The 25,329-nt window shown below is 37.6% G+C and carries 14 protein-coding genes; all 14 read left to right on the top strand.

The window, feature by feature from the left end:
* Nucleotides 1–6: 6 nt before the first annotated feature.
* The 14 genes from AC3QL1_RS17265 (at nucleotide 7) to AC3QL1_RS17200 (ending at nucleotide 25,288) form a co-directional block, all read left to right on the top strand.
* Complete coding sequence (locus AC3QL1_RS17265; protein WP_492493321.1) at nucleotides 7–1,041, top strand: glycoside hydrolase family 43 protein; 1,035 nt, start codon at nucleotides 7–9, stop codon at nucleotides 1,039–1,041.
* Between the two features lie 36 nt (nucleotides 1,042–1,077).
* Nucleotides 1,078–1,785, top strand: a complete 708-nt coding sequence (locus AC3QL1_RS17260; RefSeq protein ID WP_492493319.1) for an NUDIX hydrolase — start codon at nucleotides 1,078–1,080, stop codon at nucleotides 1,783–1,785.
* 238 nt (nucleotides 1,786–2,023) lie between these two features.
* Entirely contained in the window at nucleotides 2,024–3,034 is a 1,011-nt protein-coding gene (locus AC3QL1_RS17255; RefSeq protein WP_492493317.1) for a GntR family transcriptional regulator, read from the top strand.
* Between the two features lie 3 nt (nucleotides 3,035–3,037).
* Nucleotides 3,038–4,519: a xylulokinase gene (locus AC3QL1_RS17250; protein ID WP_492493316.1), complete on the top strand. Its 1,482-nt coding sequence runs from the start codon at nucleotides 3,038–3,040 to the stop codon at nucleotides 4,517–4,519.
* A gap of 9 nt (nucleotides 4,520–4,528) precedes the next feature.
* Complete coding sequence (gene xylA, locus AC3QL1_RS17245) at nucleotides 4,529–5,854, top strand: xylose isomerase (RefSeq protein ID WP_492493315.1); 1,326 nt, start codon at nucleotides 4,529–4,531, stop codon at nucleotides 5,852–5,854.
* Between the two features lie 285 nt (nucleotides 5,855–6,139).
* Entirely contained in the window at nucleotides 6,140–6,796 is a 657-nt protein-coding gene (fsa, locus tag AC3QL1_RS17240) for a fructose-6-phosphate aldolase (RefSeq protein ID WP_492493313.1), read from the top strand.
* A 589-nt stretch (nucleotides 6,797–7,385) separates the two neighbouring features.
* A complete protein-coding gene (locus AC3QL1_RS17235; RefSeq protein WP_492493311.1) occupies nucleotides 7,386–10,556 on the top strand; it encodes a SusC/RagA family TonB-linked outer membrane protein in 3,171 nt (1,056 codons plus the stop codon).
* A 12-nt stretch (nucleotides 10,557–10,568) separates the two neighbouring features.
* Nucleotides 10,569–12,200, top strand: coding sequence for a RagB/SusD family nutrient uptake outer membrane protein (locus AC3QL1_RS17230; protein WP_492493309.1), 1,632 nt, complete (start codon nucleotides 10,569–10,571; stop codon nucleotides 12,198–12,200).
* Nucleotides 12,201–12,238: 38 nt separating this feature from the next.
* A complete protein-coding gene (locus tag AC3QL1_RS17225; protein WP_492493308.1) occupies nucleotides 12,239–13,612 on the top strand; it encodes a glycan-binding surface protein in 1,374 nt (457 codons plus the stop codon).
* A 13-nt stretch (nucleotides 13,613–13,625) separates the two neighbouring features.
* Nucleotides 13,626–15,830, top strand: a complete 2,205-nt coding sequence (locus AC3QL1_RS17220) for an endo-1,4-beta-xylanase (protein WP_492493306.1) — start codon at nucleotides 13,626–13,628, stop codon at nucleotides 15,828–15,830.
* A gap of 234 nt (nucleotides 15,831–16,064) precedes the next feature.
* Nucleotides 16,065–19,157, top strand: coding sequence for a SusC/RagA family TonB-linked outer membrane protein (locus AC3QL1_RS17215; protein ID WP_492493304.1), 3,093 nt, complete (start codon nucleotides 16,065–16,067; stop codon nucleotides 19,155–19,157).
* Between the two features lie 11 nt (nucleotides 19,158–19,168).
* On the top strand, nucleotides 19,169–21,133 hold the full coding sequence (locus AC3QL1_RS17210; protein ID WP_492493303.1) for a RagB/SusD family nutrient uptake outer membrane protein: 1,965 nt from the start codon (nucleotides 19,169–19,171) through the stop codon (nucleotides 21,131–21,133).
* Between the two features lie 286 nt (nucleotides 21,134–21,419).
* On the top strand, nucleotides 21,420–23,048 hold the full coding sequence (locus AC3QL1_RS17205; RefSeq protein WP_492493301.1) for a GH35 family beta-galactosidase: 1,629 nt from the start codon (nucleotides 21,420–21,422) through the stop codon (nucleotides 23,046–23,048).
* 308 nt (nucleotides 23,049–23,356) lie between these two features.
* Entirely contained in the window at nucleotides 23,357–25,288 is a 1,932-nt protein-coding gene (locus AC3QL1_RS17200; RefSeq protein WP_492493299.1) for a sialate O-acetylesterase, read from the top strand.
* Nucleotides 25,289–25,329: the final 41 nt, after the last annotated feature.

Genomic DNA, 25,329 nt, shown 5'->3' with positions numbered 1-25,329 from the left:
TACACTATGCCTGAAGATAGTATTGAACAAATTAATTTCGAGCAAATTAATAAAAAAGCCATTTCTCAGCCTTTGGTTTCTCATATTTATACGGCAGATCCATCGGCGCATGTTTTTAATGGTAAAATTTATATTTATCCGTCGCATGATATCGATGCGGGGATTCCGTTTAACGATAATGGCGACCATTTTGGAATGGAAGATTATCATGTTTTTTCAATGGAAAACATTAATGCTGAAACGGTTGATAACGGAGTTGCTTTGCATGTTGATGATGTGGCCTGGGCCGAAAAACAAATGTGGGCGCCGGATGCCGCTTGCAAAAACGGGAAATTTTACCTGTATTTTCCGGCGAAACGTGCCAACGGAATTTTCCAGATTGGTGTGGCGGTAAGCGATTCTCCAATTGGACCGTTTTTGCCTGAACCGGAAGCTATTAAAGGAAGTTATAGTATTGATCCTGCGGTTTTTGAGGACTCAGATGGAAAGCACTATATTTATTTTGGCGGAATCTGGGGCGGACAGCTTCAGAAATACAGAAACAATAAATACGATTCGGATTTTGAGGAACCATTGCAAAACGAACCAGCTTTGGGACCAATCGTAGCGCTGCTTAGCGATGATATGCTCGAATTTGCCGAAGAACCAAAAGAGATTAAAATCCTGGATGAAAACGGAGAAATTTTACTGGCCGGAGATAACGACCGCCGCTTTTTTGAAGCTTCGTGGATGCATAAATACAACGGCAAATATTATTTTTCGTACTCCACTGGCGACACCCATTTTATTTGTTATGCCATTGGCGACAATCCGTATGGGCCATTTACGTATCAGGGACGCATTTTGAATCCGGTTGTGGGCTGGACTTCTCATCATTCTATTTGTAAGGTTAATGATGAATGGTATTTGTTTTACCACGATTCGAGTTTGTCAAAAGGAGTTACGCATTTGCGAAGCATGAAAGTCACCAAAATCGATTATCTCGAAGATGGTTCGATTATTACCATTGATCCGTATGGAATCAGAAGATCAGGAGATTAAGTTGAAGAAAAGTAATATGTTTAAATTTTATTTTCTATGAAAAAGGGAGATGAAAAAGTTAGAAAAATCGCCAGACAATATATTACAAACAAAATAGAAATTGATTGTGTAATATTCAATTTTGAAAACAATAGTCTTAAAGTTTTATTGGTCAAACAGCAAGACAATGAGGGAAATATAACCTGGGGACTGGCAAATGATTATATAAAAAAAGGCGAAACGATATTGAGTACGGCGCACAATATCCTGAAGAATTATATAGGCGGCGATCAGTTTTTCTTAGAGCAGTTAAAAGCGTTTAGTTATCAGTCTTCGGCTTCTTTGCAGGAAGATATTTCGATTGCTTATTATGCTTTGGTAAAACGCGATAATAGTAAAAATGATTTGTTTAACGCTGATGTTAAGTGGATTGGCATTAATGAAATTGTTGATCTTAATGATAAACACAAAATAATACTGGATTTTAGTTTAAAGGAATTACGCCGGAATATCTGCAAAAGCGCCATTGGATTTAATTTGTTGCCGGAAAAATTTACGTTGCTGCAGGTGATTAATCTGTATGAAGAAATTCTGGGAATCGAAATTAATAAATCGAATTTTAGAAGAAAGCTGCTGCAAACTGGAATCGTACATGATTCTAACGAAAAAGAAGAAGATGTTTCACACAGAGCGGCAAGGTTTTACAGTCTGAATATCAAAAATCAGGAATTGCTGGCGAATGGTGAAATCAATTTTAATTTTTAGAACTAGTTTTTTATTCATGAAAAAATAGTGTTTTGTCAGGTCATGTAGTTTGCGTGAGGGATAGCAGTGGAAAGCCCACAGCCTGACGAAGGAAGTGCGAGGACTTGCAGCGAATAGCCCGACCCGGAGGGACACGCCCAAATTTCAGCATCAAGAAAGATAACAATATTTGATGAAAATGTATTTTTTTATAAAACTCAAATAACTATTTTAGCATACCAGAACAGAACGGAACAGTATGCTAAACGAAGAACAGGAAAATTTTGAATTTGTTGTTAATCACGACAGTGATATTCCGAAATACCAGCAGTTGGTAAATGGGATAAATAACGCGATTGCGGAGAATATTTTGCAAAAGGGAGATTTGCTTCCGTCTGTGAATAGTATATGCAAAACGAATCAGCTTTCGAGAGATACGGTTTTTAAGGCGTATTCGATTTTGAAAGAGCAGAAAACAATTGATTCGGTGCCGAATAAAGGATATTATGTGTCGGGAGAAACCAGAAAAGTGCTTTTGGTTTTGGACACTTTTAAGGCTTATAAAGAAGTTTTGTATCATTCGTTTGTGAATAATTTGCCTGAAAATGTGATTACCGATGTGCAGTTTCACCATTATAATATTGATGTTTTTAAAACGATTATCAATAACAGCGTTGGAAAATATTATAAGTATGTGGTGATGAATTTTGATGATAAGGAAGTAGCGCCAACATTAGCAGCGATTTCGAATGATAAATTGCTTTTGATCGATTGGAATATCCATTCGAAAAAAGAGAATAATTATGTTTTTCAGGATTTTGGAAAAGCATTTTACAGTTCGTTGAAAGAAGCCGTTGATTTGTTTAAAAAGTATACAAGCATTCATTTTATTTATCCGGATTATACGAATCATCCCAAAGAAACATTGGAATATTTCAGGAAATTTTGTGCTGATTTTAAGTTTAAAAATGAAATTATCACCGATGATAAAAAGTTTAATATTGAAAAAGGAATTGCTTATATCAGTATAAGTGACAGGATTTTAGGTCATTTTTTGGAGCAATGCAAAGAGAAGGATTTAGAGCCCGGAGAAGATGTTGGTTTTTTGTCGTATAACGAAACGCCAATGAAGAAATTTATTTACAAGGGAATATCTGTTGTTTCGACAGATTTTAAGGAACTGGGGACAAAAGCGGCGGCATTTATCACGCATGATGAAGTGATGCAAAGTTATGTGCCAACAAATTTAATTTTAAGAGAATCATTATAAGTTATGTATTATATAGGATATGATATTGGGAGTTCTTCGGTCAAAGTTGCTTTGGTGGAAGCCGAAACCGGAAAGAAAATAATTGTTTTGAATGAACCTCAAAACGAAATGGAAATTGTGGCTTTGCACCCGGATTGGGCAGAACAGGATCCGGAAATGTGGTGGCAATATATTTGTACCGCAACAAAAAGAGCGATTCGCGAGGCCAATATCGAAGCTTCGAAAATTCAGGGAATTGGTATTTCGTACCAAATGCACGGATTGGTTATTGTGGATAAAAATGGTGATTCGCTTCGCAATTCTATTATTTGGTGCGACAGCCGTGCGGTTGAAATTGGGAATACCGCTTTCGCCGAAATTGGAGAGCAAAAATGTATGGAGCATTTGCTGAATTCTCCAGGAAATTTTACGGCTTCGAAACTAAAATGGGTGAAAGAAAACGAACCTGAAATTTATAATAAAATCTACAAATACATGCTTCCGGGCGATTTTATTGCGCTTAAACTAACGGGAGAAATTACAACCACAAAAAACGGTTTGTCTGAAGGAATGCTTTGGGATTATAAAGAAAACAAAGTAGCGGACTGGCTTTTGGATTATTACGGAATCGATCAGTCGCTGACGCCAAGAATTGTGGAGAATTTTACGAATCAGGGTGTTTTGAACGAGAAAGGTGCGAAAGAATCCGGACTTCCGGTTGGGATTCCGGTAGTTTACAGAGCGGGCGATCAGCCGAATAATGCTTTGGCTTTGAATGTTTTGAATCCGGGAGAAGTGGCGGCTACCGGCGGAACTTCGGGGGTGTTTTATGCGGTGAACGAAATGTCATCGGGGAAAAGTACGCGCGTAAACAACTTCGTTCATGTGAATTACGAATTGGAAACGCCGAGAATTGGGAAACTTTTGAATATTAACGGAGCGGGAATTCAGTATCGCTGGCTTCGTAATAATATGGGCAATGAATCGTATGAAGTGATGAATGAAAAGGCTTCGGAAATTGAAGTGGGTTCTGAAGGCGTTGTCGTGATTCCGTTTGGGAATGGGGCAGAGCGTATGTTTAACAATGCCAACATCGGAACACATTTTTTAAATCTGAATTTGAATATTCATAATAGTGCACATTTATTTAGGGCTTCTCTTGAAGGAATTGCTTTTTCGTTTGTGTACGGAATGGAATGTTTAAAAGACGATAATGCGACAATTAACGTGATCAGAGCCGGAAATGACAATTTGTTTCGTTCTGAGATTTTCTCGAATACCGTAGCGACTTTAATTGGTCATGAAATTGAAATTTACAATACTACCGGAGCAGTAGGAGCGGCGAGAGCGGTGGGTTTGAAAGATGGCGATTACAATAAATTTGGAGCGAATGTTAGCGATAATGATCATGTAATGACGTTTTTACCGCTTCACAACGCAGCGCCATATGAAAAGGCATATCAAAAATGGAAACAAGAATTAGAATTAATATTAACAACTAAATAAAAGAATCAAATGATAGTTTTAGGAGATAAAGAATACTACAAAGGTATTGGCCAGATTAAATTTGAAGGCAAAGAGTCTGATAATCCATTGGCATTTAAATACTATAATCCGGATCAGGTTGTAGCCGGAAAAACAATGCGTGAGCACTTTAAATTTGCAATCGCTTACTGGCATACTTTCTGCGGACAAGGAAGTGATCCGTTTGGACCGGGAACTCAAAATTTTCCATGGGATCAATCGTCAGATGCAGTTCAGGCGGCGAAAGATAAAGCGGATGCTGCTTTTGAATTCATCAGCAAAATGGGATTTGATTATTTCTGTTTTCACGATTATGATTTGATTGCCGAAGGGCCAACTTTTGCAGAATCAGAAAAACGCCTGGCAACCATTACGGAATATCTAAAACAGAAAAAAGCAGAGTCAGGAATTAAATTACTTTGGGGAACTTCAAACTGTTTCTCGAATCCAAGATTTATGAATGGAGCGGCGACAAATCCGGATTTTAATGTAGTGGCAAGAGCCGGAGGACAAGTAAAATTGGCACTTGATGCAACGATTGCTTTAGACGGAGAAAATTACGTTTTCTGGGGAGGTCGTGAAGGTTATATGTCTTTGCTAAACACCGATATGGGAAGAGAATTAGACCATATGGCGCAATTTCTTGCAATGTCCAGAGATTATGCAAGAGCGCAAGGTTTTAAAGGAACTTTCTTTATCGAGCCAAAACCAATGGAACCATCAAAACACCAATACGATTTTGACTCGGCTACAGCCATTGGATTCCTAAAAGAATATGGTTTGGACAAGGATTTCAAAATTAATATCGAAGTGAATCACGCTACATTGGCACAACATACTTTTCAACATGAATTAGAAGTGGCGGCAAAAGCCGGAATGTTAGGAAGCATTGATGCCAACAGAGGTGATTATCAAAATGGTTGGGATACAGACCAGTTTCCGAACAACATTCAGGAAACGACGGAAGCAATGTTGGTTTTCTTAAAAGCCGGCGGATTGCAAGGCGGTGGAGTGAATTTTGATGCTAAAATCAGAAGAAATTCTACTGATCCTGAGGATGTTTTCTTAGCGCATATTGGCGGTGCAGATACTTTTGCAAGAGCTTTACTGACAGCTGATAAAATCATTACTTCGTCTCCATACGAGAAATTGAGAAAAGAAAGATACAGCTCTTTTGATGCCGGAAAAGGAAAAGATTTTGCTGACGGAAAATTAAACCTTAAAGATTTGTATGATATTGCCAATCAAAATGGTGAGTTGACGCTTCAAAGCGGTAAACAGGAATTGTTTGAAAATATCATCAATCAATATATTTAAGATCATTTATTTAAACACATAGAAACATAGGTTTTAAAGAATTAAAAATTGAGAATTAAAAATTAAAAAATCATTTTTCTTAGATAACAGCTATGTTTGTTTAAACAAGTGAAACGACTTTTTTAGCTTAATTAAACTATGTTTCTATGTGTTTAAAATTTTAACATGATAGTCACAGAACGTTAAAAACTTTTTATGCGTGTAATCTTTGTCAAAGTTTTAAACTTTGACAAAGATCTGCGTACTATTACAAAAACTAACTAACCAACCTTAAATCAAATAGCCATGAAATTTTTTATTGATACCGCTAATTTAGAAGACATTAGAGAAGCACAATCTCTGGGCGTTCTGGATGGCGTAACCACCAATCCGTCATTGATGGCGAAAGAAGGAATTACCGGGAAAGACAATATTCTCAAACACTATCTTGATATTTGTAACATTGTAGATGGTGATGTTTCGGCAGAAGTTATTTCAACCGATTTTGACGGAATGATAAGAGAAGGCGAAGAACTTGCAGCTTTGCATCCGCAGATTGTGGTAAAATTACCCATGATTGCAGATGGTGTAAAAGCTTGTAAATATTTTTCTTCTAAAGGAATCAGAACCAATGTCACGCTTGTGTTTTCTGCGGGACAGGCTTTACTGGCAGCAAAAGCTGGTGCTACTTATGTTTCTCCGTTTTTGGGAAGATTAGATGATATTTCGACAGACGGAATGCATTTGATTGCTGAAATCAGGGAAATTTATGATAATTACGATTATCAAACGCAGATACTTTCAGCTTCAATACGACATACGATGCATATTGTAAATTGTGCCAAAGTAGGTTCAGATGTTATGACCGGACCATTATCGGCAATTAAAGGATTATTAAAACATCCGTTGACAGATATTGGTTTGAAGCAATTTGTAGAAGATGCTAAAAAAATGAATTTGTAATTTTTATGATTTGATTTTAGTCTTTTATTTAGCATTTAAAGATTAAAAAAATACAGCTTTTTAAGAACTCCCTTCGATTGAATTTGAAGGGAGTTTTTTGCATTTTACAACAACCGATTGTTTGTTTTGTGCTTTTTTTAAAGAGTTAGAATTTTTACGGCTAAAATATTGTTATTGAATAGGATAAAAGGTTTTGTAAAGCCATTTATTTGCTGTTTTCTCCATTTTACGAAAGTACCTTTTGTAATTCAATTTTGATTAAAATGCTTCGATATTTGAAAAAATTAAAATTTTCACTTTTTATGGTTTTTTTACCATTTCAAAGAAAATGATTTATTATCTCTAACGTTTTCGTAAGTCAGATTACTTATTTTGTTATATTTTCAATATTTTATAATTTTAAATACATATACTATTTTTTTAAACCTATATTTTTTTATTATTGATAAAAATATTTAACGCAACCGATTGTGTTTTGTTGTTTTTTATATATATTTGTTTCAATAATGATTGTCAGTTTAAGCTGTTTCAACTCATTTCAAAAAATAAACTAACTAAACCATACTATTAACTATTAAACCAATTATTTATGACTAACCTTTTAATTACTAAAAGCAAATCAAAATACTTTAAAAATTTGGGTCTCCTGATTCTGATGTTAGTATTTACTGCTGCGGTAAATGCTCAAACTACTGTGTCCGGAACAGTTTCGGATCTTAACGGACCCATACCTGGAGTAAATGTTTTTGTAAAAGGAACCAATATCAGCTCGGTTTCCAATTTTGACGGAACGTATACTATTGGTCCGGTAAAGGCAAATGCCATTTTATCTTTCAGCTTTATCGGATATAAAACCAAAGATGTTGCCGCCGGAGATAAAACTAAAATAGACGTTTTGCTTGAAGAAGATTTAAACAGCTTAAAAGAGGTAGTCGTTGTGGGTTACGGTACAATGAAAAGAGGAGATTTAACGGGAGCGATTTCTTCTGTAAACGCAAAAGCAATTACACAGTCCGTTTCCACCACTATTGATCAGGTTTTGCAAGGACGTGCTGCAGGTATCAACATACAGGCCAATAACGGTGCGCCGGGAGCAAGTTCCTCTGCACGTATACGTGGGATAAGTTCGATTCTGGGAGACAGCGAACCAATTTATGTAATTGACGGAGTGGTAATTAGCGGATCAACGAATTCTATGAACAGCAATCCGCTGGCAGGAATTAATCCGGCTGATATTGCTTCTGTAGATATTTTAAAAGACGCTTCTGCCACCGCAATTTACGGATCAAGAGCGGCAGGTGGAGTAATTATTATCACCACCAAAACAGGTAAAAAAGGCGATCTTACTTTAAATTTTGACAGTTATGTAGGCTGGCAGGAAATTCCAAAACAATTAGATGTTCTTAATCTGAGAGAATACGGAACGCTAAAAAATACGCGTGCAGATTTAGGGATCGTACAAAGAGACAATACTTTTATCAGGCCTGATTTATTGGGCGAAGGAACAAATTGGCAGGACGAATTATTTCAAACGGCTTTAATGCAGAGTTATAATTTATCAGCTTCAGGCGGTACAGACAATACCACTTATGCTATGGGAGTTGGATATTTAGATCAGGAAGGTATTGCAATTGGTTCATCATTTGATCGTTTCAACCTTAGAGGAGTGATTGATTCTCAGGTAAAAAGCTATCTGAAAATCGGAGTTAACCTGGCTTTGAACAAAACAAATCAGATCACCACATTCAATGATGATTCTTTGATTTTAACGGCGCTTAAACAAACTCCAAACGTTGCGGCGCGTAATGCTGACGGTACTTTTGATGGTCCGGATACAACAGAATTCGTTCAGAACAATCCGTTAGGACTGGCTTTGATGAGAGATAATCATAACGAAAATTACGGAATCAGAGCCAATGCTTATGCGGAAATTGGTTTCACAAAAGACTTAAAATTAAAATCACAATATTCGATAGATTATAATTTTGGAAATAACTACACTTTCAATCCTTCCTATACTTTTGGAGCACTTGTAAACGATGTACGCGAAGGAACCAGAACAAAATCACTGAGCGATAACTGGATTTGGAATAATATATTGACGTATAACAAAACTTTTGACAAACATGCTGTAACGCTAATGTTAGGTCAGGAATTGCAGGAACAGCATTGGGAAAATCTTTACGGATACCGTTCCGGATATATTACAAATGGTGCAACAGATTTAAATGCAGGAGATCCTACAACGGCAAGAAATTCAAATGCCAGTATTACAAAAGCACTTAGTTCTTATTTTGGAAGATTATTTTATTCATTTAATGATAAATATTTGCTGACTGCGACTTTAAGACGAGATGGTTCGTCTCAGTTTGCCGAAGAAAATCGTTGGGATTGGTTTCCGTCAGCGGCTTTGGCCTGGAAAGTTTCAAATGAAAACTTCTTAAAAGGAAATCAGACAGTAAACAACCTGAAATTAAGATTAGGCTGGGGACTTGTTGGTAATCAAAACATTCCGTTCAATTATCCGTATACTTCTATTTATGGTACATCGGCAACAAATTGGGGAAGCGGACAAATTGCAACCAATACTGCCAATCCTGATTTAGGCTGGGAAAAAACAAAATCAAGTAACATAGGTTTAGATTTGGGACTTTTTAATAACAGAATCGAATTAATCGCCGATGTTTATTACAAAAAAACAGAAGATTTATTGCTTCCGTTATCACTTCCGGCATACGCTGGAACTACAGGACAAGGTTCTACAACGCCGCCGATTTTTAATATTGGTTCTATCGAGAATAAAGGGTTTGAACTTACATTAAACACTTTAAACATGGACAGAAAGAATTTTACCTGGAGGTCTAATTTTATTTTCTCAACCAATAAAAATAAAGTTCTGGCGCTGAACTCAGAATCCGGAGTTTATAATGCAACGGTTCAACAGGGTTCAGATGTTACGATTGTGACGCGTACTGCGGTTGGTCAGCCAATTGGACAATTTTACGGCTATAAAGTTATTGGCCGTTTTGAAAAAGCAACAGATTTCTACTATAAAGATAAAGACGGAGTTGTCCAGCCAACTGCTTTGCCGGAAGGAATGGCGATTGGCGAAAACGGTGTGTGGATTGGCGATTATATGTTTGAAGATAAAAATAAAGATGGCGTAATCAACGAAAAAGATACTGATTATATTGGGAATCCTGCTCCGGATTTTACTTTCGGTATCGGAAATACGTTCTCCTTTTTAGGGTTTGATGTCAATATTCTGGTGACAGGTTCTTATGGAAATGAAGCCTTAAATTATCAAAGACGCTGGTTAGAAAATCCTCGTGAGAATACCAATTTGCTTACATCAGCTTTAGGATATGCGCAACTGGAATTAATCGATCCGAATGGTCCGAATGATTATCGAAATGTGCAAATTGTGGGCGGAGATCCTTATATGCCAAGAATTGCCGCTTCGTCTGCATCCTCTGCATCCAATTACAGATTAAGTAATCGCTTTGTTGAAGATGCTTCTTATGTAAGGGTTAAGAATATTTCAATCGCTTATAATCTTCCTAAAAGTTTGTACTCGAGATACGGAATTTCAAATGTCAAAGTATATTCTAATGCCCAAAACATTTTGACTTTTACGAAATACAAAGGTTATGATCCTGAAATTGGTTCTATTAATCAGAATGCTCTTTTAACGGGTGTTGATAACGGACGTTATCCTTCGCCAATAATCACAACTCTTGGATTGAGTGTTAATTTCTAAAAAATGCAGACAATGAAAACAAAGAAAATATTTTATACGGCTTTAATACTTGCATTGCCATTTGTTTGGACGAGTTGCAGCGATATTTTAGACGTTGAGCCAAATGATTTAATTACAAAAGAAAATTTCTATAAATCAGAGTCGGATTTTCAGGCCGCAACAGGACCATTATACAATAAAGTCTGGTTCGATTTTAATGATAAATTTTATTACGGTTTAGGAGACGGACGTGCCGATAATCTGTATGCGCCTTATTCTGATTACGTTTATCCGTTTACAGATTTATCCGAAACCGGATTAACAGGCCCTTTGGTTTCTGCCTGGGGATCTTTATATAATGTGGTTCAACAATCTAATAATGTGATTATTGGAATTTCCGGAAGCACTGTCAGCGAAAACATTAAAAATAAATATATTGCCGAAGCGCGTTTCATGAGAGGAACTGCTTATTGGTATTTAGCGTCTTTGTGGGGCGATGTAATTATTTCTACAGATGCTAAAGATTTGGTTAAAAATCCGGTTGTGAATAAAAATCCGTTGAAAGATGTGTATGAATTTGCGATTCGTGATTTAGAATTTGCAGCAAAATATCTTCCGGAAACAGCAGGACAATCCGGACGTTTGACAAGATACAGCGCTTTCGGAATGTTATCTCGTGTTTACTTATCATTTTCCGGCGTAAGTGATAATCCAAACAGCGGATCAAGAAATCAGCAGTATTTAGATTTAGCCAAAAAGGCTGCCGAAAAAGTAATTTCTTCCGGCCCTTATACGCTGATGACGAATTATGCGGATTTATTTATGGTTGAAAACAACAATAATTCCGAGTCGATGTTTGCCTTGCAATGGGTTCCAAACGGAGATTATGGCGTAAATAATACACAACAGGCTTATTTTGCTTTAGGTTCTGATATTACAGGAGATGACGCCGCGTGGGGATATTGGACAAGAGCTTCTTATGATGTTTTAAAAGAATATGAATCGAAAGATGTGCGCCGTAAAGCAACCTGGATGGCTGATGATGATTTTTATGCTGAAATCAATAAATCAAACGGAGGTTATACTGTTGATCACAGCAAGGACTTTGTGAATGTAAAAAAAGGCGTTGTTGGTTCTACAAAAGACAATTCGAAAATTACACGTATGAATTCTTCTTTAAATACTTATATGTTACGTTTGGGCGAAGTATATCTGAATTATGCCGAAGCCGCTTTGGGCAATAACGCTTCAACAGCAGATGCAATGGCTTTAGACGGTGTAAACAAACTTCGCAAACGTGCAGGTCTTGATCCAAAAGCAACTTTAACGTATGCAGATATTATCCATGAAAGAAGAGTAGAACTGGCCATGGAAGGACAATATTGGTATGATTTAGTTCGAAGAGCGTATTACAAACAACAAGAAGTAGTGAATTATATCACATTACAAAATCGTGGTACCATAGAGCCAATTTTGTATGATGCTGCTACAAATAAGGCCTCAATAGATCCGGCAAGAAGCAGCAGTTCACGTTCTATTGGTGTAATCGACGCGACAATTTTCCTTCTTCCTTATCCGGAATCAGAATTGGTTCAGAATCCGTTGTTGAGAGAAAATCCGGTTCCGTATCAATTTACAGAGGCAAAAATAACAGACTTATTCTAGGATTTGAAAAATTATAAAATCTAAAAAGAAAGATTAATATGAAATATATTTTAAATAAAAAATATTGGGCACCCATCGCATTGCTGGGAATAATTTGCTGTAGCATGTTATTTACTTCTTGTGACAGTAACGATTCTCAAGGCGGAACCATCACCGTAACGAGAGTATTTCTGGAAGATGTAAATTCAGCTGTGCCGGACAGAGAAGTAAGTTTTGCCCGTTTAGGACAAGCATTGCGTATTGAAGGTTCTGGTTTTACAGGATTAAAAAAAGTGTACATCAACGGATATTCAACCTATTTTAATGTGGTTTTTGTATCCGATAATTCGATGTTGGTAAATGTTTCTGCCGATACTCCTATTTTAGACGCAGATCCGTCAGAAAGAAACACCATTAGATTTGTAAATGACAGCGGTGAAACTGTTTTTCCGTTCGAAATTCGTTCCGGAAAACCCGCCATTACTAATATTTCCAACACAATGCCGAATGCCGGAGAAACGATTACAGTTTCAGGAACAGGTTTAACAGAAGTAACCAAAGTAACTTTTCCGGGAAATATAGACGTAACAACCGGAATTATTTCAGATGAAGACGGTGAATTTTTTACAGTTGTGGTGCCAAACGGAGTTTCAGACAATGGAGGTTCTTTATTTGCGCAGACTTCAAACGGAGGCGTTTATTCTCCGGCTTATTTTAATTTCAAAAAAGGAATTCTGCTTAATTTTGACGGACAGGGAACACATGGTTATTGGAACACTGCGACAATGCCAAGTATGATTGGGCCGGACGATTTATTATCGATAACGTCAGGAATTGGAAATACTTCTCAGGGAAAATATGTTCCGCATCATCCTGATCGTCTTCCTGCTTTTGCTGCCGAAAAAAACCGCTGCACCGAAGTTTGGACAGCAGGAAACGGAGTGGATAACTGGAGAACTCAATTAACACCTTATATTCCGGCAAGCACACCGCTTGATAAAGTTGCCCTGCAATTTGATATTTATGTTCCGGATGCGTGGAAAGATTCCGGATTCTTAAAAATATGCATGATTAATAATTTTAATGGTGGCGAATGGGCCGGCGCTGTTTATAATTATGTGCCCTGGATTGTAGACGGAAAATCAGTTGCTTTTCAAACCACAGGCTGGACGACCGTAACGATTCCGTTAAATAAATTTTATGCATGGTCTAAAGAACCTTTCACTTTCGAAACTGTTTTGGCATTTCGTGAGGCGGCAAGTTTTCAAAATTTTGGTTTTTTCTTCGAAAATTCTGTTGTTAAACTGAAAGATGTTCTTGGAAATACAAGCGAAGTAGAATTTCCTGCAAAAGCAACTTCAGTAAAAGTATATACTGATAACTGGCGAATTGTATCCTTAGATACTCCGGTTTACAATGATTTTGCTAACTAAAAAAATATCAAAAATGAAATATAAATATATAGTACCGGTAATCGTTTCATCTCTGCTGATTTTGGCTTCTTGCGATGATAATTTAATGGATTGGGAAAAAGATCCTGAACACGGAGCCGTGACAGGAGCTGAACTTCCTTTGGAATTAGTAGAAAAAATCAGCCGATATGAACCGCTTAAAACCTACACGGATTTTGTTTTAGGAAACGGAATTGGCGCCGATATCTACTTGAGCGACGAGGCTTACAGAAAAATTGTAAACGAAAATTTCGACGAAGTTACGCCGGGATATGCCATGAAACACGGCGCCATGGTAAACTCAAAAGGAGAAATCAATTTTACCACAATGGATGCCTTTATTGCGAAAACAAAAGAGGCAGGTTTGCGCGTATTTGGACATACTCTGGTTTGGCATTCCAATCAAAATGCGAGTTATTTAAATGGTATTATTGCGCCAACCGTAATTCCGGGCTCTAGCGGAACCAATATTCTGGATTTAACTCCCATAAAAAACGGAACCTTTACAGGATGGACAAAATACAATTCAGGAAAAGGAATTACTGTGGTGGACAATGCAGGATTAGCGCCTGCCTCAAAAGCCATAAAATTAGAATCAAGCGCAACATCATCAGCAGCTTATAATTTGCAGTTAACAACGCCAAATATTGGTATTGTAGCGGGACATAACTATGAAGTTTCTTTTTATATCAAATCTGATGTAACGGGTAAAGGACGTATTTCCTTTAATGCTTCTTTGACAAATCAATATCCTTATAAAGACTGGCTTAATACCGGTTCAGCAACAGAAGCTTTTACAACAACATCCGCCTGGCAGCAAGTAAAAATAAAATTGGCCCCGGGAGATTTTGCGGCAGGAAGTACCGGTTTTCAGTTTAATATAGATTTGGGTTATCTTCCTAACGTCGCTTACCTTATTGATGTAAATACATTGGCGGTTGTCGATCTTGATGCGACATCGGCGGTGGTTAATTTAATTTCGAATGGTAATTTTGAGAATGGAAGTCTGGGCAGCTGGGGAGGCTGGGGTAACGGTTCAACCAGATCAGTTTCTGCAAATGGGGACGGTTATGGCGGCGGTTATGCGATGGTGCTTACAAACCCAACTGTAGCCAATAATTACAGCGCGCAGCAATCTTATACTTTAAGCAAACCTTTGGATCTTGGTGTTGAATATACGATGTCTTTTATGGTGAAATCTTCTGTTGCAGCAGGTTTGCAGGTTGAGAATCAGGGCGCTAATTACGATGCTGATTATTATGGCGGAATCAGTGTTACAAATGCCTGGACTCAGGTTACGAAAACAATTATTCCGACCAAAACAGACCGTGATAAAATAATTTTTGATTTTGGTGCAGATGCCGCAACTTATTATATTGATAATATTGTATTAAGTACAAAAGCAGGCGGAGGCGGAGGACCAACAGCGCCAATTACTATCGAAAAAACAGATGCAGAAAAAACAGCTATTATTGGCAGTGCCATGCAGGATTGGATTTCGAAAATGATGACACATTACAAAACGAGCGTTTTTGCATGGGACGTTGTGAATGAACCAATGAAAGAAGACGGAACCTTAAGAACCGGAAATGAAGGCGATACAGCAGCAGACTTTTTCTCATGGGCAAAATATCTTGGTAAAGATTACGCCGTAACAGCCTTTAAACTGGCTCGTCAATACGGAAATACAAGCGACAAATTGTTTATTAATGATTATAATCTGGAATCAAGATTAGACAAATGCGACGGCTTAATCGAATACGTAAAATACATCGAAAGCAAAGGAGCAACAGTAGACGGAATTGGAACTCAGATGCATATTGGCCTGACTGCAGACAAAGACAAAATTGTTCAGATGTTTCAGAAATTAGCCGCGAGCGGAAAATTAATCAAGATTTCAGAATTAGACATCAGATTAGGAACTAATGCACCAACAGTGGCACAACAAGCTTCTCAGGCAGAAATGTACCAATATGTGGTGGATATGTATAAAAAATACATTCCCGCAGCACAGCAATATGGTATCACTTTATGGGGCGTTTCAGATAGCGTGAAAGAGCATGTAAACTGGCTTCCTGATGAATCTCCAAATCTTTGGGATGCAAATTATGTTCGTAAACATGCGTATAAAGGAACTGCCGATGGTCTTGCAGGAAAAGATGTGAGTAAAGACTTTTCCGGAGAGTTGACAAAACCTTAGTTTATTATAAAAACAATCCGTAGGATAGATCTATAAATGGATATATGCTGCGGATTGTTTGTTTTTTATACTGTTTCTCTTATTTCATAAATACCTTCGATAATTCCTTTGTTCTTTATTTTATAGATTCTTTATGCTTATTTAACACAACCGATTGTGTAATTCAATAATAAATCAAATTCAATTCAATAAAAAAGTTTCAAACCATACTATTAACTATTAAACCATTATTTTATGACTAAATTTTTAATAACAAAAAGCAAATTAAAACGCCTAAGATTTTTAGGGTTTTTAGCCTTACTGTTTGTATTTTCTATAAGTGCAAATGCGCAGACAACAGTAACGGGAATCGTATCTGACGCAAACGGACCAATTCCGGGAGCGAATGTGAATATCAAAGGCACAAAAACCGGAGTTGTTACCGGTTTCGACGGAAATTATACTATTACCAATGTCCCTTCAAATGGTGTTTTGGTGTTTAGCTTTTTGGGTTTAACGACCAAAGAAGTTCCAGTAGCCGGTCAGACCAAACTTGATGTACTGTTACAGGAAAATTCTAATGCACTTCAGGAAGTTGTCGTGATTGGTTATGGTGCTCAGCGCAAGGAATCTGTTACGGGATCTGTGGCTTCCATAAAAGGAGATGTGATTCGCGAAATACCTTCGGCAAACGTTACACAAGCTTTACAGGGACGCTTGGCGGGGGTACAAATGACGCAGACTTCTACAAAACCGGGCGCTACAATGCAGGTTCGTATTCGTGGTACAAGATCTTTAACAGCATCAAACGATCCGCTTATTGTACTGGACGGAATCCCCTTTTCGGGAACACTGGCAGACATTAGTCCGGACGATATTAAAAGTATTGATATTTTGAAAGATGCTTCTGCAACAGCTATTTACGGTTCAAGAGGAGCAAATGGTGTGATTTTGGTTTCCAGTAACAAAGGTACAAAAGGCCAGAAAGCACAAATTGCCTACAACACTTATACCGGTTATAAAGAAGCGGTGAAATATCCCATGATGGACGGACCAAAATACGTTGAGTTTCGTAAACTGGCAGGAAAAAATTTGGTGAATGGTATCGATGAATCGAATGATGTAAATACAGACTGGCAGGATTTATTTTACCGTGGTGCCATAGTTACAAGTCATGACGTGGCGGTTACCGGCGGAAGTGAAAGAGGAAACTACAACTTTGGTGTCAACTATTACAAAGATCAGGCGGTTATTCCGGGTTCGGAATACAATCGTTATTCGATGCGTGCAGGACTTGATCAGGAATTAGGATTGCTGCGTATTGGCTTTGCCTCAAATAATAATTACAGTATTACAGATGGTGCCAGTTTAGGAATGTACGGAATTTTGAGTATGTCTCCAATCGCAAATCCGTATAACGCAGATGGTTCGCTAAAAAGAACCGTAAGAATGCCACAAGATGAAAACTGGGTGTATACGAGAGAAAGCATGAAAAATCTCGGTGATAAATTTGTAGACAGAAACAAAGCTTTTGGTTCTTATAATTCTGCTTACGCCGAGTTGAAAATTCCTGCCATCGACGGATTAAAAGCCAGAGTTAATATTGGAGGAAATATCCGTGTTACAAATTCAGGAAGTTATACCGGAATTGGCGTTTTCAATTCAAATCCTCAAAATCCAAATGTTGCTTCAATTGGGAATTCACAAAATACCAGCTGGACTATCGAAAGTTTATTGACCTACGATCATACTTTTGCTCAAAAACATAAAGTAAGTGCGCTTGCGATGTATTCGTCGGAACAAACTACTTATAATAGTTCTCAGATTTCGAGAAGAAATATCGCCGGAGACAGTTTTCAATATTTCAATTTAGGACAAACTTCAACGGGCGATAATAATGACATTACCATTGATGGCAATAATCAGAATTACACACAAAGCGGATTAATGTCTTATATGGTACGTGGAATGTATTCGTATGCAGATCGTTATATGTTAAGCGCCACCTTCCGTTCTGATGCTTCGTCACGATTGGCGCCATCGAATCAATGGCACAGTTATCCGGCAATATCAGCAGGATGGAATATTCAGAAAGAATCGTTTATGAGTAATGTTTCGTGGCTTAGTGCTTTAAAATTACGCGCAGGTTACGGACAAACTTCTAATCAGTCGGTTGCACCATACGCTACGTTAGGAACTTTAAGCACAAGACCTTACAACTTTGGTAATGTCAATGCAACGGGATATTATGTATCTACATTGCCGAATCCTAATTTAGGCTGGGAATATTCTGAAACAACCAATCTTGGTTTGGATTTTTCTATTTTCAGAGACCGTTTATCCGGTACCGTAGAATATTATACCACAGATACAAAAGATCTTTTACTTAGTGTGAATTTGCCTGTAACTTCAGGTGTAAACAGTTATGTGGGCAACGTAGGTTCTACACAAAACAAAGGTTGGGAACTTTCGTTAAACGGCGTAATATTAGATAATTATAATGGCTGGACTTGGGAAGCCGGAGCGAATATCTACAGCAATAAAAACAAACTGGTTTCGCTGGCTTCAGGAACAACAGAAGATAAAACAAACTGGTGGTTCGTGGGAAAACCGCTGAATATAATTTACGATTACAAAAAGGTGGGAATTTATCAAACCGATGCCGAAGCCAAATTATATGAAGGTGCAGCGGGAGCAGCCGGAATGATTAAGGTAGAATATACAGGAACTCGCAACGCAGACGGTACGCCAACAAGATTAATTGGTGCCGATGACAGACAGGTTTTAAATGCAGATCCTGATTTTCAGGGTGGTTTTAATACCAGAGTTGCCTACAAAGGTTTTGATCTTTCGGTAGTTGGGATATTTCAAAGCGGCGGTATTTTAAACAGTACGCTTTATGGTTCAAATGGTTATCTGAATATTAACGACGGACGCCGCGGACAAATTGATGTAGATTACTGGACACCAACCAATACAGATGCGCAATATCCGTTACCGGGAGGACCAACAGAAAGTAATAATCCTAAATACGGTTCGACTTTGGGTTATTTTGATGCTTCTTATGTGAAATTAAAAACCATTACGCTGGGTTATAATCTTCAGAAAGACTGGATAAAAACAGCGGGAATGGAAAGACTTCGACTGTATTGTACGATCCAGAATCCGTGGGTAATTTATTCTCCTTATCACAAACAATCCGGTATGGATCCGGAAACGAATTCGTATGCCAATGACGGTGCCAATATGGCTGTGGCGTATGCTTCAAACTTAAGCCGTTTGCTTACTGTTGGGTACAATACGCCGCAATCGCGTAACTTGATTTTAGGTCTTAACATAACATTCTAAAAACAGATAAAATGAAAAAATATAGTAAACTTAAATACGTTGGTGCCGCTGTACTTTCATTAGTATTATGGAGCTGTTCCAATGATATACTCGACGAAAAACCACGCAGTATTTTTACGCCTGATTATTTTTCAACTCCCGAAGGCGTAATGGGCGGCGTAACCTCAATGTACGGTCACTTGCGTTATATGTATGGCAACGGTTATTTTTTAAACGTAGGTCAGATCGCTACCGATGAATCAACCTGGGGACAAAACTCAGATGGAAACGTTAAGAATTTAGATTTCTCCGGAGTAGGCGTTATTGATCCTTCAACCAGTAATACAGGTGCGGTTTGGAACAATGCATTTCCTAATATTAATACAGCCAGCGGGGTTATCGAAAATGCATCGGCGATTGGAAGTATTTCTCCGGCACTTATTGCAGAGGCGAGATTTTTTCGTGCCTTCGATTACTTTTTGCTTGTGCAGACTTACGGTGGTGTTCCGCTGGATTTGGGTGCGGGAGAGTTAAAATTTAATTCCTCAACCGTGAGATCTTCAAAACGAAATACAGTTCCGGAAGTGTACAGCAAAGCCATTTTTCCAGATTTAATAAAAGCGATTGAAGATTTACCCGTTACCGGAAGAGTAACCGGCGGACTAACTAAAACAACAGCCAGACTTTATTTGGCAAAAGCCTATTTAACTTACGGATGGTGGCTTCAAAATCCTAAAAATATTCCGACTTATCCTGCCTCTGACAGAAAAGATCCTGACGGACATGATCCTGCATGGTATTTTCAACAAGCGTATGATGTTGCTGTTACGGCTATAAACGATCCGGGACCATTTGGTTTACAGCCAACATTTTATGATGTAAACGTGGCGACAAAAGACCGTAATAAAGAAATGTTGTTATATGCAGATCACACCCAATCGAGTTCAACCTATAATGGTGGAGATTTGAGTTACAGCGGTGGCGGTTTTAGTACCGATTATTTTGCGGGCTGGTTTGGTCAGTTCAATTATACAGGTGTCAGAAGTTCGTCGAGTAATACAAGCTGGGCAGCGGTAAGTTCTGTTCAGCGTGAAGCTTCTCAGCCTTTGGGACGTCCGTGGACTATGTTGGCGCCGCCTATAGAAGTATTTAAAAAGACTTTTGCAGATAAAACAAACGATTCCCGTTACGACGGAACTTTTACAACGGCATATCGCGGCAATTGGGCAAAAGCCGGAATTACCAATCAGGTTTTATATAATGCGAATTATCTGCCGATTGCAAACGGAGATCCTGTGGTAACATTTCTGGATAATGATGTTTCCGGCGTAGATTATTCTAACTCGGTATTTAATAGTTCGATTGGAGCAGGAGTATTGCCAGGAAGAGCTGATTTTGTGGTTGAGCCAAGCGTATTTTCAAGAATTTGTTATCCGGGCAACTGGAAATTGGGACCTTACCGTACGGATAACGGAACTGGTTTAGGATCTCCAAACGGAAGCAGCACAAGACCTTTTCCAATCGCTAAATTTTCTGAATTGTATTTTATTGCCGCAGAAGCTGCTGTAAAAGGAGCCAATGTTCAGGGTGGAAAAAGTGCCAGAGATTTAATAAATGTTATTCGTGCCAGAGCCGGAAAATGGAGTTTTGACAATAAAGCAAATGTTACTAAAGTGCAGGATAACAGTGCTGCTATGATGGCAGCAACTCCGGCTATTATTGACATTGATTATATTTTGGCAGAACGTTCCCGCGAATATTTTGGTGAAGGATATCGCTGGTATGATTTAGCGCGCACACAAAACTGGATTGAATATGGCGCTTCGTTTACGATTGCAGGCGCAACAAACCCAAATGACTGGAAAGACCATTCAGTAAAAACGTTTACACGAACAATTTCTGTTGCTAATTATCTTCGTCCGATTCCAACTTCACAATTGGATGGAATGGAAATGTCGGCAGCAGAGAAATTGGCTTATCAAAATCCTGGGTATTAAATTAGGAGTTAGTTTTTTTAAAAGAAGGAAGTTTTACCGTTCGGAAATGTATTTGAGCGGTAAATATCCTTCTGAGCTTTGTCAAAGTTTAAAACTTTGTCAAAGCTTAATAATGTTGCGTATAATTGTTTTAAACACATAGAAACATAGCCAATAGAAATGTGAAAAGGCATTTCATTTGTTTAAATTCACATAGCTATGTGTGAAGAAACTAGTTTTTTTATATTCTTTTAAATACAGGCAAAAGTCTATGTTTCTATGTGTTAAAATAAAATTTCAAAATAAGATGATTAATTCTTCAAAAAATATCGTTTTTATAATTCTGTTTCTGGTGATCCAATTCGGCTACAGCCAAAATAAAACGCCTTATCTTCAAAAAAAAGGAGATAAAACCCAATTGATTGTCAACGGAAAACCATTTCTGATACTGGGCGGAGAATTAGGAAATTCTTCTGCAACCAGTATGGAAAGCATGGAAAGCATCTGGCCTAAATTGAAAAACATGAACCTCAACACGGTTTTAACGCCTGTTTATTGGGAATTGATCGAAAAGGAGGAAGGCAAGTTTGATTTTTCGCTGGTTGATGATTTAATTGTCAGAGCCCGAAAAGAAAACCTGAAACTGATTTTTCTGTGGTTTGGATCCTGGAAAAACAGCATGTCCAGCCACGCTCCGGAATGGGTAAAACTGAATCAGAAAAAATATCCAAGGGTAAAAGACAATACCAATAAAAGCCATGAAATCCTGACGCCTTTCAGCGAAAATAATCTACAGGCAGATTTAAATGCTTTTAAAAAACTAATGTCTCATATTAAAGATTTTGATAAAAATGACCAGACTGTCATCATGATTCAGGTAGAAAATGAAATCGGAATGCTGCCGACTGCGAGAGATTATCATCCATTGGCAAATGAGGAATTCAGAAAAAATGTTCCTGAAGAATTACTGAAATACCTGCAGAAAAACAAAGACAATCTGGTTCCGGAATTTTTAGAAATCTGGAAGAAAAATGGTTTTAAAACGGCCGGAAACTGGGAACAGGTTTTTGGAAAAAGCCTTGCTACCGATGAAATTTTCATGGCTTGGTTTTTCGCCAAATTCACCAACAAAGTAGCCAAAGCCGGAAAAGAAAGTTACAATATTCCGATGTTTGTAAATGCCGCTTTGAACGCGCCAGAAAAGAAACCCGGACAATATCCAAGCGCCGGACCTTTACCTCATCTTATGGATATTTGGCAGGCTGCGGGAACTTCGATCGATTTTCTTTCGCCTGACTTTTATAATCCAAATTTTAAGCAATGGAATGATTTGTTTGTCCGTCAGGGAAATGCGTTGTTTATTCCCGAGCATAAATTTGATGTTACGGCGCCATTCAAGGGTTTATATGCGATTGGACATTATGAAGCAATTGGTTTTTCACCTTTTTCGATTGAATCTGTTACTGATGGAAAAAAAGAACCTTTGGGGAAAATCTATAATTTGATTCAGCAGTTAACTCCTGTTATTGAAGCAAATAAAGGTTTACATAAAATTGATGGTGTTTTACTGGACAAGGAAAATCAGTCGCAAATCATCCAATTAGGGAATTATGAGTTTACGTTTAAACATGATTATACATTAAATTGGTCGGCTGGAGCCAAAGAAGAAGTCTGGGCCATGACGAGCGCGATCATTGTCGAAATTACGCCGGATGAATTTTATATCGCTGGTTCGGGAATTGTGGTTACTTTTAAGTCTTTGAAGAATAAAAATTTAAATGCGGGAATTTTAAAAGTCGATCAGGGTGGTTTTGAAAATAATGTCTGGAAAACATTTCGACATTTTAACGGAGATCAAACACATCAGGGAAGACATGTTCGCATTGCGGTTGATGATTTTGAAATTCAGAAAGTTAAGTTGTATAGTTATGAGTAAGGGTTTGAGTTTGCCACGAATTCACGAATTATTAAAAAAAAATCCTAACCGCAAATTTCACAAATTTTTAAAAAAGGGTTTGCCACTGATTACATAGATTTAAATGATTTTTTATTTATTTCTTTTAGATGACAAACCTGACAGGTTTTTAAAACCTGTCAGGTTTAACGTTGAAGATGTTAATCATTTTAATCTGTGGCAAAAAAAATTAGAGAAAATTTGTGCAATTGCTTCGCCAGTTCGCTAACGCTCGGGTCGTGGCAAAAAAATAAAAGAAACTTCGCAGCAAAAAAATATATAAAAAAAACATGAAAAAAATAATAATACTATTTGTTTTGCTTTTCAATTTAAGTGGAAACGCTCAGGTAAAATTACCTCGTTTAATAAGCGACGGAATGATTTTACAGCGGGATGTTAAGTTGAAAATTTGGGGTTGGGCTGCTGCCAAAGAAAAAATTCAGCTTGACTTTAATCATAAAACCTATAAAGCAATCGCTGCAGAAGACGGGAAATGGATGATTACATTACCATCTCAAAAAGCGGGCGGACCTTATGAAATGACTTTTAAAGCGAGTAATATCATTACAGTAAAAAATATTCTGTTTGGCGATGTCTGGGTTTGTTCGGGACAATCGAACATGGAATTACCGATGGAACGTTTGAAGGATAAATATAAAGAGGTTATCGCTAAAGCGGAAAACACGAATATTCGACAATTTCTGGTACCGGATCAATATGATTTTGAAAAGGAAAATGTTGATTTGCCTTCCGGCGAATGGGTTTCTGTAACGCCTGTAAATATTTTACAATTTTCGGGTGTTGGTTATTTTTTCGCCAGTGAAATTTATGAAAAATATAAAATTCCGATTGGGTTAATTAATACGGCTTTGGGTGGTTCTCCGGCAGAATCGTGGATAAGTGCCGATGGAATTAAAAAGTTTCCGGAATACGATCTGGAATATCAGAAATTTAGAAACCCAAACGTAATTACAGAAATTGAAAACAACGATAAAAAGACAAATAATGACTGGTATCAACTCGTAAATAAAACAGATGAAGGTTTAAAAAACAACTGGAAAAATGAAGTTCTCAATGATGCGGACTGGAAAGAAATGAATATTCCGGGTTATTGGGGAGATCAGGAATTGGGAAATGTAAACGGCGTAGTTTGGTTTCGCAAAGAATTTACTTTAGATAAAATAAAAGAGAATAATGCAAAATTGATTTTAGGCAGAATCGTCGATGCTGATTCGGTTTATATAAACGGTCAGTTTGTAGGAACGACGTCGTATATGTATCCACCCAGAAAGTATTCTTTTAATGCTACTATTTTAAAGGAAGGAAAAAATGAAATTGCGATTCGTGTTATCAATAATTCAGGAAGGGGAGGTTTTGTTACGGATAAGCCGTATGAACTGGTGACCGGAAATGATACGCTGGATTTAAAAGGAAACTGGAAATATAAACTGGGTGCAAAAATGCTTCCGCTGCCTTCGCAGACTTTCATCCGGTGGAAACCTGTTGGCTTGTATAATGCGATGATTGCGCCTTTGAAAAATTATTCTGTGAAAGGAATACTTTGGTATCAGGGAGAATCGAGTACCAAGAAACCTTCGGAATATCTTGCTTTAATGGAAACTTTAATAGCGAATTGGCGATCGCAGTGGCAACAGGAAAATTTACCGTTTTTATTTGTTCAGCTTACAAATTTTATGGATCCAAAACCAGAACCTGTTGAAAGTAACTGGGCAGCTTTAAGACAACAGCAAAAAAATACTTTGAAAGTTCCTAATACCGGAATGGCGGTTACAATAGATTTGGGAGAATGGAACGACATTCATCCTTTAAATAAATATGATGTTGGAAAACGGCTATCATTATTAGCCAGAAAAATGGTGTATGGAGAAAAGGATTTAGTGACTTTGGGACCGCTTTTTAAATCTTTAGAAGAAAAAGAAAACAAACTGATTATAAGTTTTACGGATATTGGTTCTGGTTTGATGAGTAAAAATAATACACCGCTAAAAGAATTTTCGATAGCAGGAACTGACGGAAAATTTGTCCGGGCAAATGCTGTTATTGAAGGGGATAAAGTTATTGTTTGGAGTGACGGTGTTTTAAATCCCGTAAAAGTGAGATATGCGTGGGCAGATAATCCCGATCAGGCGAATTTGTATAATAAAGAAGGATTGCCGGCTTCACCTTTTGAAGCAAATTTGAGTTCAGAAAATAAACTTTAAAGCATAGAAAAAAATAAAGCCGGTTTCCCCCCAGAAACCGG

The sequence above is a fragment of the Flavobacterium sp. GW823-FHT04A11 genome (genome assembly GCF_058796535.1).
Note: the sequence above shows the minus strand (reverse complement) of the source record. Positions and strands in the feature narration are given on the sequence as shown.

Coding starts and splice junctions, on each gene's coding strand:
- xylA (WP_492493315.1), top strand. CDS start 4,529: ATGATAGTTTTAGGAGATAAAGAATACTACAAAGGTATTGGCCAGATT.
- AC3QL1_RS17260 (WP_492493319.1), top strand. CDS start 1,078: ATGAAAAAGGGAGATGAAAAAGTTAGAAAAATCGCCAGACAATATATT.
- fsa (WP_492493313.1), top strand. CDS start 6,140: ATGAAATTTTTTATTGATACCGCTAATTTAGAAGACATTAGAGAAGCA.
- AC3QL1_RS17210 (WP_492493303.1), top strand. CDS start 19,169: ATGAAAAAATATAGTAAACTTAAATACGTTGGTGCCGCTGTACTTTCA.
- AC3QL1_RS17205 (WP_492493301.1), top strand. CDS start 21,420: ATGATTAATTCTTCAAAAAATATCGTTTTTATAATTCTGTTTCTGGTG.
- AC3QL1_RS17220 (WP_492493306.1), top strand. CDS start 13,626: ATGAAATATAAATATATAGTACCGGTAATCGTTTCATCTCTGCTGATT.
- AC3QL1_RS17255 (WP_492493317.1), top strand. CDS start 2,024: ATGCTAAACGAAGAACAGGAAAATTTTGAATTTGTTGTTAATCACGAC.
- AC3QL1_RS17200 (WP_492493299.1), top strand. CDS start 23,357: ATGAAAAAAATAATAATACTATTTGTTTTGCTTTTCAATTTAAGTGGA.
- AC3QL1_RS17250 (WP_492493316.1), top strand. CDS start 3,038: ATGTATTATATAGGATATGATATTGGGAGTTCTTCGGTCAAAGTTGCT.
- AC3QL1_RS17225 (WP_492493308.1), top strand. CDS start 12,239: ATGAAATATATTTTAAATAAAAAATATTGGGCACCCATCGCATTGCTG.
- AC3QL1_RS17215 (WP_492493304.1), top strand. CDS start 16,065: ATGACTAAATTTTTAATAACAAAAAGCAAATTAAAACGCCTAAGATTT.
- AC3QL1_RS17235 (WP_492493311.1), top strand. CDS start 7,386: ATGACTAACCTTTTAATTACTAAAAGCAAATCAAAATACTTTAAAAAT.
- AC3QL1_RS17230 (WP_492493309.1), top strand. CDS start 10,569: ATGAAAACAAAGAAAATATTTTATACGGCTTTAATACTTGCATTGCCA.
- AC3QL1_RS17265 (WP_492493321.1), top strand. CDS start 7: ATGCCTGAAGATAGTATTGAACAAATTAATTTCGAGCAAATTAATAAA.